Here is a 15,740-nt window from a genome sequence, read left to right on the forward strand (position 1 = left end):
GCAATTCAAAGCGCTGAAGCGACGTTTGCGCGTCCGATGGGGCGCTATCGGGTTGAGCGGCGCTGCGACCGCTCAGCCTGCCGGGCGCGGCCGCGTAATCGTGATGAAATCGGTGCCCGGGCCGGTTTCCAATCCGCTGTCGGTGTCGGCGATCGAAAGCGACGAGCCTTCGGAAAGAAGTTGCTCGACCTGCTTGCGAACGTCATCGGCAATCGTCAGCCGTGCCAGCGTGCGCTGGATGCCGTTATAGGCGAAAGGATCGGCCTCCGTGGAGATGCCAAGCCGTTTTTTGGTCGACGAAGGCAGATGGTTCTCAAGGGTAACGCCGAACCACTTTCCTTCCGCCCCTGCCTCCTCGTTGTGGCGGAACTGAAGAAAATGCGTGCCGAGCGCCTCGTCGGGATTGTCGATGGTCAGTCCAGCTTCAAAGAGCGGCTTGAACCCTTGGCGAACGAGGAGTTTGCCGTTCTGCGGTGGTGTGCGGCCTGCCTTGCGCAGCAGCCTGTCGGTCAGTTCGAGTGTCAGCTTGCCGTCACTTTCAAGGCCCTCGCTCGCCTGGAAAGCGCGCAGTGCGGCGACTGTTGCCGGTCCTGAATGTCCGTCCACCGTGCCGGGAGCGTAACCGAGAACTTCGAGCGAGGCCTGCACCTCACGCATATCGTCACGCAAGTCGCTGCGTGTGATCAGGATGCGGATCGGTTCTTCCATCGATCGAGTGGCACCGGTGGCGCCGTCCGGCTGCCGCATTGCCACTTCCACCGGTCCGTCTGCGGCCTGGCTGATGGCGGGTCGAAGCGGCACATCGGAAAGCGGCGGCTCGATCTCGATCGGGGCCGGCCGGAAGAGCAGCGCGCTCTTGACCTCGACGGGTGTCATCTGCCGATCCGAGATCAGCACGTGCACGCCGCGGTCGGTCATCTTGAAGAGCGAAGCGGCAAAGGCGCTCGGCAATCGCACGCAGCCGTGTGACGCCGGATAGTCCGGCACGTGGTTGGAACCGTGGAGCGCGATGCCCGACCAGGTGAGCCGCTGCATGAAGGGCATCGGCGCGTTTGAATAGATGTTCGACTTGTGATGGCGGCGCTTCTCCAGGATCGAAAAGATGCCTGATGGCGTCGTATGCCCGGCCTTGCCGGTCGAGACCGGCGAGGTCGCAATCACCGCGTCGCCGTCGTAGACGACGAGCGACTGCTGGTCCTTCGACACAATGATCTGTAGCGGCCCGCGACTGCCTGCCAACCCGCTTGCGGGCGACAGAAGCAATGCGACGAAGCTGGCGGTGAGAGCGAAACGCGATACCATACACTCAACCCAACACATGACTTGGCGCACGAGCCTATTCGGCAAACTTTAAGGAATTGATCAGGCGACCGTGGAGGATCGATCAAGGTTGCGTGATCGCGCGCCCCAATGCGTCGCGATTTGCGTCGTTGCTCGAGGCGTCAAGGATCCCGCTTCCGCGTGCCGAAGGTATAGCCGGTCTCGACGCTCGCCTTGCCGAACTTGTCGCGCAGCTTGTTCATCGCGTCTTCAGCCGCAGCGCGTCGGCTGGCTGCCGGGTCGACGAGATCGGGCGGGTCGGCGAGATCAGGTGCGGAGAGATCGCTGACACCGATGCCGATCAGCCGGTACTTCGTGCCGTCGGCCTCTTTTTCGAGAAGCTGGAGGCCGGTGCGGAAGATGCGGTCGGCAAGCCGGGTGGGACTGTCGAGCCGGCGGTTGCGGGTGCGCAGCTTGAAATCGGACGTTTTCAGCTTCAAGACGACGGTCTGGCCGGCCAGCTCGGACTTGCGCAACCGATGCGCCACCTGCTCGCTGAGGCGTCTGAGGTGCACGACCAGATCGTCGTATCGCCCGAGATCGTCATTGAAGGTTGTTTCGGACGAAACGCTCTTGGCTTCCCCGTCGATCTCGACCGCCCGCTCGTCGAGCCCGCGCGACAGACGGAAGAGCCGCTGGCCCATGGTGCCGTAGCGGCGCATGAGGTCGGCTTCTTCCATGGTCTGCAATTGCCCGATGGTGCGCACGCCGTCGCGCTCGAGCGTGGCGGCGAAAGCCTTGCCTACACCCCAGATCAGGGTAACCGGTTTCTCTCTCAGAAACTCCAGGGCTTCGACCTGTCCGATGACGGAAAAGCCCCGTGGTTTCTGCAGATCGGACGCGACCTTGGCGAGAAATTTGCAATAGGAGAGGCCGACCGAGACGGTGATGCCGATCTCCTGCTCGACGCGACGGGCAAAGCGGGCAAGCGTGCGCGCCGGCGGGTCATGGTGAAGCCGCTCGGTGCCTTTGAGCTCGAGGAAGGCCTCGTCGATCGACAGCGGCTGCACCAGGGGTGTCAGTTCCTGCATCAGCGTGCGTACCTCGCGGCCGACACGCACATATTTTTCCATATCGGGTTTGATGACGACCGCCTGCGGACACGCCTCCAGCGCCTTGAACATCGGCATCGCCGAGCGCACGCCATGGATGCGCGCGATGTAGCAGGCGGTGGACACGACGCCCCGTTTGCCGCCGCCTATGATCACCGGCTTGTCGGCAAGCTCTGGATTGTCGCGCTTCTCGATTGAGGCGTAGAAAGCATCGCAATCGATGTGGGCCAGGGTCAGGTCATAGAGCTCGCCGTGGCGGAGGAGCCGAGGGCTGCCGCAGGCAAGACAACGTCGCGCGGACGCGGCCTGCTCCTTGAGGCAGTCGCGGCAGAAGCCTGGAGATGAAGCAGTACCGTCGACCATGCCTGGAACAAATGTTGAACATTCCGACCTTACGCTCTAGGCTGGCGAGTCTCAAGGGAGGCACGATTGGAAATCGAGCGGCAACCACGGCTGTGGACAGAGATCGCCCGGACTGTCGGGATCGCCGTCGATGCGGCCGGACCTCTGACGGTGGCGGGCCTTGTCGAGCGGTCAGCCTCTGTCGGATTGCTGGCCAAAGTGCCGGCGAATGGCGTCCGCCGCGTCCAGCCAGTCGGCCGCGATGCAGATGCCATCATCCGCTTTCGGCGCAAGCGCGCGAAACTCGGAATCGACCATCAGATTGACCAGCAGGCAGGACGGGCTGTGCTCTCGCACCGATCTCAGGTTGCGCAGCATGTCGTCGATGAAGACGACGGGCACTGCGCGACCGCCGTGCAGTTGGCGCACGATCGGACCCTTTGGCGCCTCGGACGCGATCAGCGGATAGCGAAGACCGAGACGGTCGAGCAGGGCCCGACGCACCGCCGCATGCTGCGGCGGCATCGCGGTCAAGAAGACGATGTCGGCTTGGTCCGACAGGGCGGCGAGCGTCTCGGTGACCTCCGTGGCCGGCGTCTGCCAAAGGTCCTGAGAACCGTAAAAGGCATCGAGCAGGGTTTTGACGTCGGCGTCCACAACCGGCTGATCGTCGACGCGCCGGACGATATTGCCGGTCAGGCGAAAGGAGCGGGGCAAAAGCCGGTGGCCGCAGTTTTCAAGGAAAGCCTTGAACGGATTGATGAATTCAAGAACAACATCATCGATGTCGCTGACGATCAGAGGTCTGGCCCCAAGTCTGATGTCGTCGATCGGCGATATGCCGGGCGCGCTCAATCGTCGAAGTCCGAATGGCCGGAGAGCGCCGCATGCGCCCTGACGACATCTTGCGGTGCTGTGCCCGTCGCCTCGCAGAAGGCCATCAGCGTCGGCTCATGCTCCATGAGGAAGGCGACGATGCCCCCCATGAAGCCGGGCTCGGTGATCGCCGTGCGCAGCGATCCGGGCTCGGTACCGGTCAGGGCCAGGAAACGGGACAGGAGCTCTGGCTCGCCGGCAAGCCAGGCAAGGATGTCGATGGCGATTTCTTCGGCGCTCTTCATTGCTGCGTCCCCGTATGGTTTTTACGCCCGGAGTTACCTATTTTTCAACCAAATAGGACTATCTCTGATGTTGAGGAAATGGGTCGAGTCGTTATCCGCGCAAGTTATGTATCCTGAAAAGACTTGCAAGGCGACGACGGACAGCAAGGGATCGACATGCCCAAACAGGTAATGATTGTTGAAGACAACGAGCTGAACATGAAGCTGTTCCGCGACCTGATTGAGGCTTCCGGCTACGCGACGATCCAGACGCGCAACGGCATGGAGGCGCTCGAGCTCGCGCGCAAGCACCGTCCCGATCTCATTCTCATGGACATTCAGCTGCCGGAAGTCTCCGGTCTGGAAGTGACGAAGTGGCTGAAGGAGGATGACGAACTGCACGTCATCCCGGTCATCGCCGTCACCGCCTTTGCAATGAAGGGTGACGAGGAACGGATCCGCCAGGGCGGGTGCGAGGCCTATGTCTCCAAGCCGATCTCCGTACCGAAGTTCATTGAAACGATCAAAACCTACCTGGGCGATGCCTGAGCGGCGGGAAAATTGATATGACTGCGCGTATTCTTGTCGTCGATGATGTGCCGGCCAATGTGAAACTGCTGGAAGCCCGTTTGCTTGCGGAATACTTCGACGTGCTCACGGCCAATGATGGTTATGCAGCGCTGGCGCTTTGCGAAAAGACGCCGATCGATCTGGTCCTTCTCGATATCATGATGCCCGGGCTTGATGGCTTCGAGGTCTGCGAGCGGCTGAAGGCAAACCCGAAGACCGCGCATATTCCCGTTGTCATGGTCACGGCACTCGACCAGCCGTCGGATCGCGTGCGCGGCCTGAAAGCCGGCGCCGACGATTTTCTGACCAAGCCCGTCAACGACCTTCAGCTGATGTCGCGCGTCAAGAGCCTGGTGCGGCTGAAGAACGTCAGCGACGAGCTGCGCCTCAGGGCATTGACGGCGCAGACGATCGGACTCGAGGACGTTGCCCGTGTGGACCGTCCTGACGAGCCCGGCAATGTTCTGCTCGTCGACGGACGCGGATCCTCGCAGGAGCGCCTGCAGCGCGCCCTGAAGCCGATTGCCGAGGTTTCGGTGATATCCGATCCGCAGGCGGCGCTGTTCGAGGCGGCTGAGAACAATTTCGACCTGGTCATCGTCAACGCGAACTTCGACGATTACGATCCGTTGCGGCTTTGCTCGCAGCTGCGCTCACTCGAACGCACCCGTTTCATCCCGATCCTTCTGATCGCCGAGCAGGGCAGCGACGAGCTGGTGGTGCGCGCACTCGACCTGGGGGTGACCGACTACCTGATGCGGCCGGTCGATCCCAACGAGTTGATCGCGCGTTCGATGACGCAGATCCGGCGCAAGCATTGCAACGACAGGCTGCGCGCCAGCGTGCAGCAGACGATCGAGCTTGCCGTCACCGACGGACTGACCGGGCTCCACAATCGTCGCTACTTCGATACGCACCTGAAACTGCTCATGGATCGCGCCGCCGCGCGCGGCCGGCCGCTGTCGATCTGCATGACCGACATCGACCGTTTCAAGCAGGTCAACGACACCTACGGCCATGATGTCGGTGACGAGGTTCTCAGGGAGTTTGCCAATCGTATCCGTGCAACGGTGCGCGGCGCCGATCTTGCCTGCCGCTTCGGCGGCGAGGAATTCATCGTCGTCATGCCGGACACGTCGGCCGAAATGGCCGCCGGCGTCGCCGAGCGGCTGCGCATGATCATCGAGAGCTTGCCGTTCCCGATCCCGCAGGCGGACGGTCCGCTGAAGGTCACGGCGTCGATGGGCATTGCCAGCCTCAGGCTCGGCAGCGATACGGCCGAAGGTCTCCTGAAGCGCGCAGACACCGCCCTCTACCAGGCCAAGAACGAGGGCCGAAACCGCGTGGTCGCAGCTGCGGCCTGACCGGTTAATGCCTGGCTTTTAGGCATTTCAGGTCCAGAGGAAATTATCAGGCAACCTCTTGCAGGTTGCATTCAAAGTTGTATTCTCGCGTCACCTGTTGCTACCGGGGAGTTTGGACGGCGACGGGGATCATGCACGTGCTTGTCTCAAGCCGATACAGAATTAACCATGCGCCGAGCGGCACCGCTTCGCGCATTAAGAATTCGTTGATTTTTTTTCATTTTCAGGTGATGCTGATTAACAAGCAGGCATTCGCCCTCTGAACGTTTGGTTACCCCATGATGCTCAGGTCCGCCGCATCTCCTGGGTCGTGGGGTCGGTCGGTTGGCTTTTGACATCCGCGGAATCCTCGTGCCGCAGTTAGAAGCCAGCCGACCCCCTTTCCGAAACGCCGTCCCGTCCGGGGCGGCGTTTTTTGATTCTGGCGCTTGGGGAGCGGAGAGGGGAAGCGCCGACGTGTTGTCGGGAGCGGGAAAGATGCTGCAGGGCCGGTAACGCCGTGCTCGTCGCTCGGCGGCGTGTTTGAAGGAGAGGCGGTACGGGCCACCGGAAAGCAGTGGCGGCGATTGGAGCGCCGGCGCGGGCATGTCCCGCGAAAGCGCGCAGCGGTCTTGCGACGCCGATATGCTGCAAGCGGATGATTGAAGCCGCACCTGAGCGAGCGCGGCGCCCATTAAAAAAGAAAAGGGCGCCAGACCATGCGGTCGGCGCCCTTCGCATTACGGGAAAACGATCGATCTTACTTGATCTTCGTTTCCTTGAATTCGACGTGCTTCCTGGCGACCGGGTCGTACTTGGTCTTCGTCATCTTTTCCGTCATCGTACGGCTGTTCTTGGTCGTGACGTAGAAGAAACCCGTGTCGGCTGTCGAAAGCAGCTTGATCTTGATGGTAGTGGCTTTTGCCATGGTCGTCCTGCCTTTGTAACAATGAAAGCCGTGGACAACCGGTTGCGGGCCACGGGCAAGGTTGGCGCGAAACTACAAATCGCGGCCGAAAAGTCAAGGCCGTTTTGGATTCAAAACGATCCTGACCACTGAAAGCGCGACATAGAGGCCGAAAAAGCCGGCGATCGCCCAGGCAAAACCATTGTTGCCGGTGGCGTCCATCGACGCGCCGATGACCTGCGGCCCCGCGACGGTGCCGACGGCATAGGAGAACACGAATGCGGCGTTGGCCGCGGCAAGATCGGCTCCCTGCAGCCTGGAGCCAAGGTGGCTGAGGCCGACGGTATAGAGCCCGGAGACGCAGCCGCCCCAGAACAGGAGCACGATCGCCATCAGGAACCAGCTCTCGACGAGCAGGGGCAGGAACAGTGCACCGACGAGGCCGATGACCGTCATCGCCGAGAGCAGCGTTCGCCTGTCCTTCACCCGGTCGGAAAGCATGCCGACCGGGATCTGGAAGATGAAATTGCCGACGCCCATCACCGTCAGAAGCAGTGCCGCCTGCGATTCGCTGAAACCGGCCCTCGTTCCGAAGATCAGGAACAGCGAGAGGCCACCTGATTCGACCGCGCCGAAAATGAACACAGCCGCCGTTGCCGTGGGCACGAGGTAGACATAGCGCAGGAAGTGCCGCTCGGGCTTCTCGTCGATGACGGGGCTTTCGTCGCGCGCAAGGAAGATCGGCACCGACGCAAGCAGAATGACACTGGCGCCCACGACAAACGGCAGGATGCCTTCGCTGCCGAGGATCGAAAACAGCAGCGGTCCGGTCAGGAATCCCAGCGACAGGAACGTGCCGTAGATGCCGAGCACGAAACCGCGCTTTGCCGGCGGGGCGGTGGCGTTGATCCAGAACTCCGAGAGGATGAAGAGGACGGTGATCGCCCCGTGGAAAACGATCCTGAGCGGAAACCAGAGCCAGAAATTGGTGATGTAGTAGAAACCGAACGAACTGGCCGCGGCGATCACGACAGCCCACAGCATCGTCGGCGCGACGCCATGCCGATGGGCGAACTTGGTCGTGAACGGAGCGGCAACCATCGATGCCAGGCCAGCCATGGCGGAGTTGAGGCCGATCAGCGTCGAGGAGATCCCGCGCTTCTCCATGATGATCGAAAGCAGCGGCAGCCCGAGGCCGATCGCTATGCCGACCGCGCTGATGGCGGCCACGGCCGCGATCAACGATCGCCAGTGAATTTCCTCAACCGGTGCGACTGTACCGGGCGATGGCTGGGACATCTGACGCGGTTCCTTAGAGCAATGTGCGCACGAAGCGCCCATGGCGCGAGGTGTAGAGCGGAACCGACCGTTCGCAGGGCAGCGATGGATCGGCGTCCAGTCCGTTCCTGAGGTCCGTGAGGATGACCGCAGTGATGTCAGGTATCCGTACCGACGGAGGAGAGTTCACATCGATCCACTGCAAATCCTGAAGCTCCCGACTGTCCAGGAACCGCGTCGGGTCAATCTCGGCCTCGTCGGCGAACATCGCGAAGAAGCGCGTATCGAACCGCCTCGTATTGCCTGGAGGGGTGATGGCCCGAGCGATATAACGCAAGTTTGCGAGATCGGGAAGGAACGGAACGGGGGACGCGTCCGCAGAACGCGGTGCGCCGATCGCAATGCCCGCCTCCTCGTAGAGTTCGCGCAGGGCGGCGAGCGCCAGCGCGCGTGCGCGGGCATCCGACAGTTCGCGCGTGCCGGCCGTCTTCAGGGCCCGAAGCACGGACGGATCAAGGTCGGAGCCGAAACCGAGGCGGTGATCGCCGCTGTCGCGACGTCCGCCGGGGAAGACGTAGAGATCGGGCATGAAGGCGTGGGCGCTGTGACGGCGTCCCATCAGGACACGGACGCTTCCGGCGACACGGTCGAGCAGCATGATGGATGCCGCGTCCCGTGGCCGCATCGTCGCGGGACGCGGCGCCTTGGCCTTTCCGTCCGTATCCCGCTCCGGCGTCATGTCCGGTCGTCTCGCGGCGGCAGGACGTCTTCGGGTGCATCTTCGTGGCCGCCGAAGCCGTGCATCCTGAGCGCCCATTGCAGGCCGATCACGGCGCCCTTGACCGGCTGCAGCAGCGCCAGCGAGCTGATGACGGTGATCGGCGCCCAGATCGCGAGGTGCTGCCAGCTGTTCAGCGGCAGGATGAGATCGGTCGCCATGTAGCCGCCGAGCACGAGATGGCCGACGATCGTCACGACGATATAGGGTGGGAAGTCGTCGGCGCGGTGATGATCCATACGCTCGCCGCAGGCCGCGCACGTCTCGACCGACTTCAGGTAGCTGCGAAACAGCTTGCCGCTGCCGCAGGCCGGGCAACGGCCGAGAAAGCCGCGCCGCATCGCCTGGCCGACCCGGCGCTCGTCGCTTTCGCTTCCACCAAGGTGAAGCGTATCGCCTGCTGCTGCCTTCATGCTCATTCCTCTGGCCCGGCGGAGAATTACTTCCGGCCGCGTGGTGGCCGGGTTCCCGGCTTCTTGCGCGCTCCGGTCCGGTCCCTGCGACCGGATTTGTGGAAGGAGCGTGTTGCCGTCGGCATCTTGCGTCCTTCGCTGATCATCTCGAAACGCAACGCGCCGGCAAGCGGTACGGCCTCGACAAGCTTGACGCGCACCGGATCCCCGAGCCGGTAACCGAGCCCGGTCTTTTCGCCTGCAAGCGCCTGGTGCGCTTCATCATAGATGAAGTAGTCGCGCCCAAGGGTGGATATCGGAACGAAGCCATCGGCGCCATAGGCGGGCAGCGAGACAAAAAGTCCCGCCTTGGTGACGCCCGATACGCGGCCGTCGAATTCTTCGCCGACGCGGCCGTTCAGGTGATGGGCGATCAGCCGGTCGACGGTGTCGCGTTCGGCAGCCATAGCACGGCGCTCGAAGGTCGAGATTTCGGCAGCGATGTCGTCGAGCACGGCCTCTTCCTGCGGCGTCAGTCCGCCTTCGCCAAGACCGAGCGAGGCAACCAGCGCGCGGTGCACGATCAGGTCGGCGTAGCGCCGGATCGGCGAGGTGAAATGCGCGTATTTCAACAGGTTCAGGCCGAAATGGCCGATATTCTCGGGACTGTAGATCGCCTGACTCTGGGAGCGCAGCACCATCTCGTTGACCATGGTCTCAAACGGTTTTCCCTCGGCCTTGGCGAGGACGCCGTTGAAATGGTTCGAGCGCATGTTGCCGCCCTTGACGAGCGAGATGTCGAGCGTTGCCAGGAATTCGCGCAGGGTTTCCTGCTTTGCAAGCGACGGCTGGTCGTGCACGCGGTAGATCAGCACCTGGCGCTTCTGCTCCAGCGTTTCCGCCGCAGCCACGTTCGCCTGGATCATCATTTCCTCGATCAGCTTGTGGGCGTCGAGGCGCTCGGGAACGTGCACACGGTCGACGGTGCCGTCGGGCTTCAGGATGATCTTGCGCTCGGGCATGTTGAGCTCGAGCGGCTGACGCCGTTCGCGACCGCGCGTCAGAATGCGGTAGCCTTCCCAGAGCGGCTTCAGGATCGTCTCGAGGATCGGCCCGGTCTTGTCGTCCGGATTGCCGTCGATCGCCGCCTGCGCCTGCTGGTAGGAGAGCTTGGCCGCGCTTCTCATCATGATGCGGTGGAAGCTGTGGCCTGCCTTGCGGCCTTCCTTGGAGAAGCGCATGCGCACGGCGAGTGCCGGACGGTCTACGCCTTCCTTCAGGGAGCAGAGATCGTTGGAAATCCGCTCAGGCAACATCGGCACGACGCGATCGGGGAAATAGACCGAATTGCCGCGCTTCAGCGCTTCGAGATCGAGAGCGGACTTCGGCCGCACGTAATAGGAGACGTCGGCGATCGCCACCGTGACGATGACGCCGCCGGGATTGTCCTCGGAGGGATCCGGCTCGGCATAAACCGCGTCGTCGTGGTCCTTGGCGTCGGCCGGGTCGATGGTGATGAGCGGCAGCGCGCGCCAGTCCTCGCGGTGGGCCATGGTCGCCGGGCCTGCGGCGTTCGCTTCCTCGATCACCCGTTCCGGGAAGATATGGGGAATGCCGTGGGCGTGGATGGCGATCATCGAGATCGCCTTTTCCGAAGCAACCGAGCCGATGACGGTCTGCACCTGGGCGCGCGGCAGGCCGTAGCGTCCGAGGCGCGACAGCTGGACCTCGACGAGGTCGCCGTCCTGCGCATTGCCGGTGAACTCCGGATCAACAAGGATTTCTTCGCCGCGCTTTTCGATCGGCATCAGCCGGCCGCCGCCGCCAGGCGTCGAACGGAAGACGCCGAGCACGGCATCCTTGCGCTTGTCGAGCACCTTGATGATGCGTGCCGTATAGGCCGGGCCGCCGCGTTCCTTGGCCGGGAAGATCTTGGCGAGAACACGATCGCCGAGGCCGCCGACCGGAGCCTTGCCCTTGCCCTTGGCGACGGCGGACTGCTTGATCAGCACCGCCGGCGCAACGCCGTCGTCGTCGAGCCATTCGGCCGGACGGCCGATCAGTTCGCCATCGACATCGCGGATGGTGATGTCGAGCACGGTCACGGGCGGAAGCGCACCCGGACGCACCAGCGACTTGCGCTTCTTCTCGACCAGACCGTCGACCTCGAGCGACTTCAGGAGCGCCTTGAGTTCGACGCGGGTCTCGCCCTTGAGGCCAAAGGCTTTTGCAATCTCGCGCTTGGAGGCGCGATCGGGGTTTTCGGCGATGAACCGCATCAGAACGTCGCGCGGTGGCACGGCGCCGTGGATGATCCGTTCGCTTGCCGGGCTCGATCCACCCTTGGCCGCCCGATCATGCTTCTTGCCCATGGCTCGTCTGCCGGACTGTTCGGTCGGATCGCGCGGTATTCTGGTCAAAATCAGCCCTTCTTGGCCTTGCTAGCCGTCTTGGTTTTGCTCTTGGCGGGCGCCTTTGCCTTGGCTTTGGTCGTCTTGGCGGCGCCGTCCTCGGACTTGGCAGCAGCCTTCGTCGTCTTGGCCTTGGTAGCCTTGCCCTTGGTCGTTCCGCCCTTGGCAGCACGCTCGGCGATGAGCACCAGGGCTTCCTCGACCGTTACCGACTGCGGATCCTTGCCCTTGGGCAGGGTGGCATTGACCTTGCCCCAATTGACGTAGGGGCCGTAGCGGCCGTCACGAACGGTGATGGCGCCGCCGTCGGGATGATTGCCGAGTTCCTTGAGCGCGGCGGCCGCGGCGCCGCCACGGCCGGCACCGGCCTTCGACTGCTTGTCAGCGAGCACCGAGACGGCACGGTTGAGGCCGATCGAGAACACGTCCTCGATCGATTCGAGATTGGCATAGGTGCCGTCATGCAAAACGAATGGTCCGTATCGGCCAAGGCCGGTCGAGATCATCTTGCCGCTTTCGGGATGCGCGCCGATATCGCGCGGCAGCGACAGCAGTGCCACCGCCTTCTCGTGGTCAATCGTCGAGGGTGTCCAGCCCTTCGGCAGGCTTGAGCGTTTGGCTTCCTTGCCATCGCCGCGCTGGACATAGGGGCCGAAGCGGCCGCTCCTGAGCGTGATATCCTCGCCCGTATGCGGATCCTTGCCGAGCGCCTGCGGCTCGTTCGAGACCGCGGCCTCTTCGCCGTTGCTTTCGGAGGAAAGCTGGCGGGTGAAATTGCATTCCGGATAGTTCGAGCAGCCGACGAACGCGCCGTACTTGCCGAGCTTCAGCGACAGCTTGCCGGTGCCGCAGACCTGGCAGGTGCGCGGGTCGCCGCCGTCTTCGCGCTTCGGGAAGACCAGCGGTGCCAGTTCTTCGTTCAGCGCATCAAGCACGTTGGTGACGCGCAGTTCCTTGGTTTCCTCGATCTGGGCGAAGAAGTCCTTCCAGAAGTCGCGAAGCACGTCCTTCCAGTTGACCTCGCCGGCCGAGACCTGGTCGAGCTTTTCTTCGAGAGACGCCGTGAAATCGTAGCCGACATAGCGCGTGAAGAAGCTCTCCAGGAACGCCGTCACGAGGCGGCCCTTGGCCTGGGGGATGAGCTTGCGCTTGTCGTTGGTGATGTAATCGCGGTCGAGCAGCGTCGTGACCGTCGCGGCATAGGTGGAAGGACGGCCGATGCCAAGCTCTTCCATCTTCTTGATCAGGCTGGCTTCCGAGTAGCGCGGCGGCGGCTCGGTGAAGTGCTGCGAGGCGTTGATCTTCTGTTTGGCGAGGCTTTCGCGCGCATTGATCTCGGGCAGGCGGCCGTCCTCGTCGCCATCGTCGGTCTGCTCGCCGTCTTCCTTGGCGTCGGTATAGGCGGCGATGAAGCCGTCGAAGCGGATGACGGAGCCGGTGGCGCGCAGGCCGGCCTTCTGGCCGCCCTTGTCCGCCGTGATTTCCGCAGTCGTGCGCTCGATCTCGGCGGACGCCATCTGGCTGGCGATGCCGCGCTTCCAGACGAGGTCATAGAGCCTGAGCATGTCGCCATCGAGGAAACGACGCACTTCGTCCGGCGTCCGGTTGAAGTCGGTCGGGCGGATGGCTTCGTGCGCTTCCTGGGCATTCTTCGCCTTGGTCGAATAGGCGCGCGGCTTTTCCGGCAGATAGCGGTCGCCGAACTGGCTGGCGATCGCCTTGCGCGACGCGTCGATCGCTTCCGGCGCCATCTGCACGCCGTCGGTACGCATATAGGTGATCAGACCGACCGTTTCGCCGCCGATGTCAACGCCTTCATAGAGCTTCTGCGCCACCTGCATGGTGCGCGAAGCGGAGAAGCCGAGCTTGGAGGAGGCTGCCTGCTGCAGCGTCGAGGTGGTGAACGGCGGCGACGGATTGCGCTTGACGGGCTTGGCTTCGATGCTGTCGACGACGTAGGTCGCACCTTCGAGCAGGGTCTTGAGACGGTTGGCTTCCTCGCCATTGCCGATCGCCCTCGGCGCAAGGCGCTTGCCATCGGCCGAAACGAGGCGGGCTTCGAACTCGTCGCCACGCGGGGTCTTCAGGAGCGCCGAAATGTTCCAGTACTCTTCGGAGACGAAGCGTTCGATTTCGGATTCACGGTCGCACACGAGGCGAAGGGTGACAGACTGGACGCGGCCGGCCGAACGCGCGCCCGGCAGCTTGCGCCAGAGCACCGGAGAAAGATTGAAGCCGACGAGATAGTCCAGAGCGCGTCGCGCCAGGTAAGCGTCCACCAGCGAAATGTCGATATCGCGCGGATGGGCAATCGCCTCGAGCACCGCCTTCTTGGTGATGGCGTTGAAGGCCACGCGCTTCACCGGCTTGTCGCCAAGCACCTTCTTCTTCTTCAAGAGGTCGAGCACGTGCCAGGAAATCGCTTCGCCTTCGCGATCCGGGTCGGTTGCGAGAATGAGGCCGTCGGAGGCTTTGACCGCGTCGGTGATGTCCTTCATGCGTTTCGCAGAGGCGGCGTCGACCTCCCAGGACATCTCGAAGTCTTCGTCCGGACGAACCGAACCGTCCTTCGCCGGCAGATCGCGCACGTGACCGAACGAGGCCAGCACCTTGTAGTTAGGCCCCAGGTACTTGTTGATCGTCTTTGCCTTTGAAGGCGATTCCACCACTACTACATTCATCGTCATTTTCTGAGACAACCGGTTCTGGTTCGGCGTCAGCGCTGTTTGCGCCGTACTTCGCCTGATATCGACGCCCCGAAATGGACAGGGATTCGAGCGGGGTCAAGAGGGTTCACCCAAAATAACGACGTGAGGTCGAAGGGCAATCCCTGCGCAATGACGTGGAATCTGCGGCCTGAAGCGGGTGATCGGGTCTCTTTCGGTCCCCGCCGCGGTGTTCGCGATCCGTCATTCGGAGGTTGCGAGCGAGACGAGCCCGCCGGCATGACGATCGAGCCGGCCAGCGAGATCGAGTTCCAGCAACAGCAGGTAGACCTGTGCCGGCGCGAGCCCGGTGTGGCGCACGATGTCGTCGATTTCGACCGGCGTCGGCCCGAGCGCCGCGCCGACTGCAGCGCGGTCGCTGTCTTTGGTTGACGTCGGAACGCCGAGTTGTGCCTGCGTTTCCGGCTCCCTGGCTCCAGGCAGGCCCAGTTCCAGCTGGCTGAGCGGTGCCAGCGCTTCGATGATGTCGTGCGGCCCGGTCGTGACGATCGCGCCCTGCTTCAGCAGATCGTTGGTGCCGTGGCAGCGCGGGTCGAGAGGAGAACCGGGAACCGCAAAGACAAGCCGGCCGAAATCGGCGGCATAACGGGCGGTGATGAGCGAGCCGGAACGGTGGGCGGCCTCGACGATCGCAACGCCGAGGCTGATCCCGGCGATCAGACGATTGCGCCGCGGGAAGTCACGCGCCCTCGGCTCCCAGCCGAACGGCATCTCGCTGATTGCAAGACCATGACCCGCAGTCATGGCCTCGATCAGACCGATATTCTCGGGCGGGTAGGGACGGTCGAGGCCGCCCGCAAGGGCTGCGATCGTGCCGGTCTCAAGGCTTGCACGGTGTGCGGCAGTATCGATGCCGCGCGCAAGGCCGGAGGTGACCACATAGCCGGCGCGGCCGGTATCCCGCGCGATCATCGCCGCGAACTTGGCGCCGCTCGCGGACGCATTGCGCGAGCCGACGACACCAAGCGACGGTCGGGTCGCCAGCTGGAGATTGCCTTTCATCGCCAGAAGCGGGGGCGCTCCATCGATTTGCCGCAGCGCCGAAGGGTATCCCGGTTCGCCGATACCGACAAAGACCGCGCCGTGGCGCTGTGCGGCCTCCAGTTCCCTTTCGGCTTCGCTTTGGGTGGCGACGCTGTAAGCCTGCCGGGTTCCGCCGCGGCGCGACAGTTCCGGCAGCGCGTCGAGCGCGTTTTCCGCCGTGCCGAAATGGTTGATCAGGTCGCGAAAGGCGATGGGGCCGACATTGTCGCTGCGGATCAGCCTGAGCCAGGAGATTTTCTGTCGTTCGGTCAGCGCCACTCCGGATCGTCCTGCGCTGTCCTTGGACATTATCCCTTGTCTCCGATCCTGCTTTCGGTGCCGGCAAGCAGCCGCTGAATGTTGGCGCGATGCTTCACCCAGGTGATCAGGGTCATGAGCGCAAACAGCAGAGCGACTTTCTCGTGTCCTGCAAAGTAGAGTACAACCGGAATGACCGCCGTTGCAACCAGGGCCGAGAGCGACGAGTAACGGCTGATT

Annotated in this window: 14 protein-coding genes; 2 read left to right on the forward strand and 12 right to left on the reverse strand. The window is 63.1% G+C overall.

Translation table 11 applies throughout. The features are described 5' to 3' along the window. Positions 1–72: 72 nt before the first annotated feature. The 4 genes from VGO12_RS08445 to VGO12_RS08460 form a co-directional block, all read right to left on the reverse strand. The gene (locus VGO12_RS08445) at positions 73–1,302 is read right to left on the reverse strand and encodes a L,D-transpeptidase family protein (RefSeq protein WP_327512278.1); all 1,230 of its coding nucleotides are present in this window, start codon (positions 1,300–1,302) and stop codon (positions 73–75) included. 140 nt (positions 1,303–1,442) lie between these two features. After that, positions 1,443–2,735 (reverse strand): DNA polymerase IV, encoded by a 1,293-nt coding sequence (locus VGO12_RS08450; protein WP_327512279.1) that lies wholly within the window; start codon positions 2,733–2,735, stop codon positions 1,443–1,445. Positions 2,736–2,906: 171 nt separating this feature from the next. Continuing rightward, a complete protein-coding gene (locus VGO12_RS08455; RefSeq protein ID WP_327512280.1) occupies positions 2,907–3,569 on the reverse strand; it encodes a hypothetical protein in 663 nt (220 codons plus the stop codon). Then, the gene (locus VGO12_RS08460) at positions 3,566–3,835 is read right to left on the reverse strand and encodes a DUF3572 domain-containing protein (protein ID WP_327512281.1); all 270 of its coding nucleotides are present in this window, start codon (positions 3,833–3,835) and stop codon (positions 3,566–3,568) included. Before VGO12_RS08460 ends, VGO12_RS08455 begins: the two co-directional genes overlap by 4 nt. Positions 3,836–3,991: 156 nt before the next feature. Between VGO12_RS08460 and VGO12_RS08465 the strand changes: the two genes are divergently transcribed. Continuing rightward, positions 3,992–4,363, forward strand: coding sequence for a response regulator (locus VGO12_RS08465; RefSeq protein WP_003537642.1), 372 nt, complete (start codon positions 3,992–3,994; stop codon positions 4,361–4,363). A gap of 17 nt (positions 4,364–4,380) precedes the next feature. Then, the gene (locus VGO12_RS08470) at positions 4,381–5,748 is read left to right on the forward strand and encodes a PleD family two-component system response regulator (RefSeq protein ID WP_327512282.1); all 1,368 of its coding nucleotides are present in this window, start codon (positions 4,381–4,383) and stop codon (positions 5,746–5,748) included. A gap of 739 nt (positions 5,749–6,487) precedes the next feature. Here the strand turns inward: VGO12_RS08470 and rpmG are convergent. The 8 genes from rpmG to VGO12_RS08510 all read right to left on the reverse strand — a co-directional run. Beyond that, positions 6,488–6,655 (reverse strand): 50S ribosomal protein L33, encoded by a 168-nt coding sequence (rpmG, locus tag VGO12_RS08475; RefSeq protein ID WP_097138867.1) that lies wholly within the window; start codon positions 6,653–6,655, stop codon positions 6,488–6,490. A gap of 93 nt (positions 6,656–6,748) precedes the next feature. Beyond that, positions 6,749–7,933, reverse strand: a complete 1,185-nt coding sequence (locus VGO12_RS08480; protein WP_327512283.1) for an MFS transporter — start codon at positions 7,931–7,933, stop codon at positions 6,749–6,751. Between the two features lie 13 nt (positions 7,934–7,946). Further along, complete coding sequence (locus VGO12_RS08485; protein WP_327512284.1) at positions 7,947–8,651, reverse strand: NUDIX hydrolase; 705 nt, start codon at positions 8,649–8,651, stop codon at positions 7,947–7,949. Next, positions 8,648–9,103, reverse strand: coding sequence for a DUF983 domain-containing protein (locus VGO12_RS08490; RefSeq protein ID WP_327512286.1), 456 nt, complete (start codon positions 9,101–9,103; stop codon positions 8,648–8,650). The genes VGO12_RS08485 and VGO12_RS08490 overlap by 4 nt, the downstream gene beginning before the upstream one ends. Positions 9,104–9,129: 26 nt before the next feature. Next, positions 9,130–11,502 (reverse strand): ribonuclease R, encoded by a 2,373-nt coding sequence (gene rnr / locus VGO12_RS08495; RefSeq protein ID WP_327512287.1) that lies wholly within the window; start codon positions 11,500–11,502, stop codon positions 9,130–9,132. A gap of 2 nt (positions 11,503–11,504) precedes the next feature. Beyond that, complete coding sequence (gene topA, locus VGO12_RS08500) at positions 11,505–14,174, reverse strand: type I DNA topoisomerase (RefSeq protein WP_327512288.1); 2,670 nt, start codon at positions 14,172–14,174, stop codon at positions 11,505–11,507. Positions 14,175–14,402: 228 nt separating this feature from the next. Continuing rightward, entirely contained in the window at positions 14,403–15,551 is a 1,149-nt protein-coding gene (gene dprA / locus VGO12_RS08505; RefSeq protein ID WP_327512289.1) for a DNA-processing protein DprA, read from the reverse strand. Then, the coding region (locus VGO12_RS08510) for a glycerol-3-phosphate acyltransferase (RefSeq protein WP_327512290.1) at positions 15,551–15,740 on the reverse strand (190 nt) is incomplete at its 5' end. The genes VGO12_RS08510 and dprA, both read right to left, overlap by 1 nt.

It is taken from the genome of Ensifer sp. (assembly GCF_035999135.1).
GTDB lineage: Bacteria > Pseudomonadota > Alphaproteobacteria > Rhizobiales > Rhizobiaceae > Ensifer.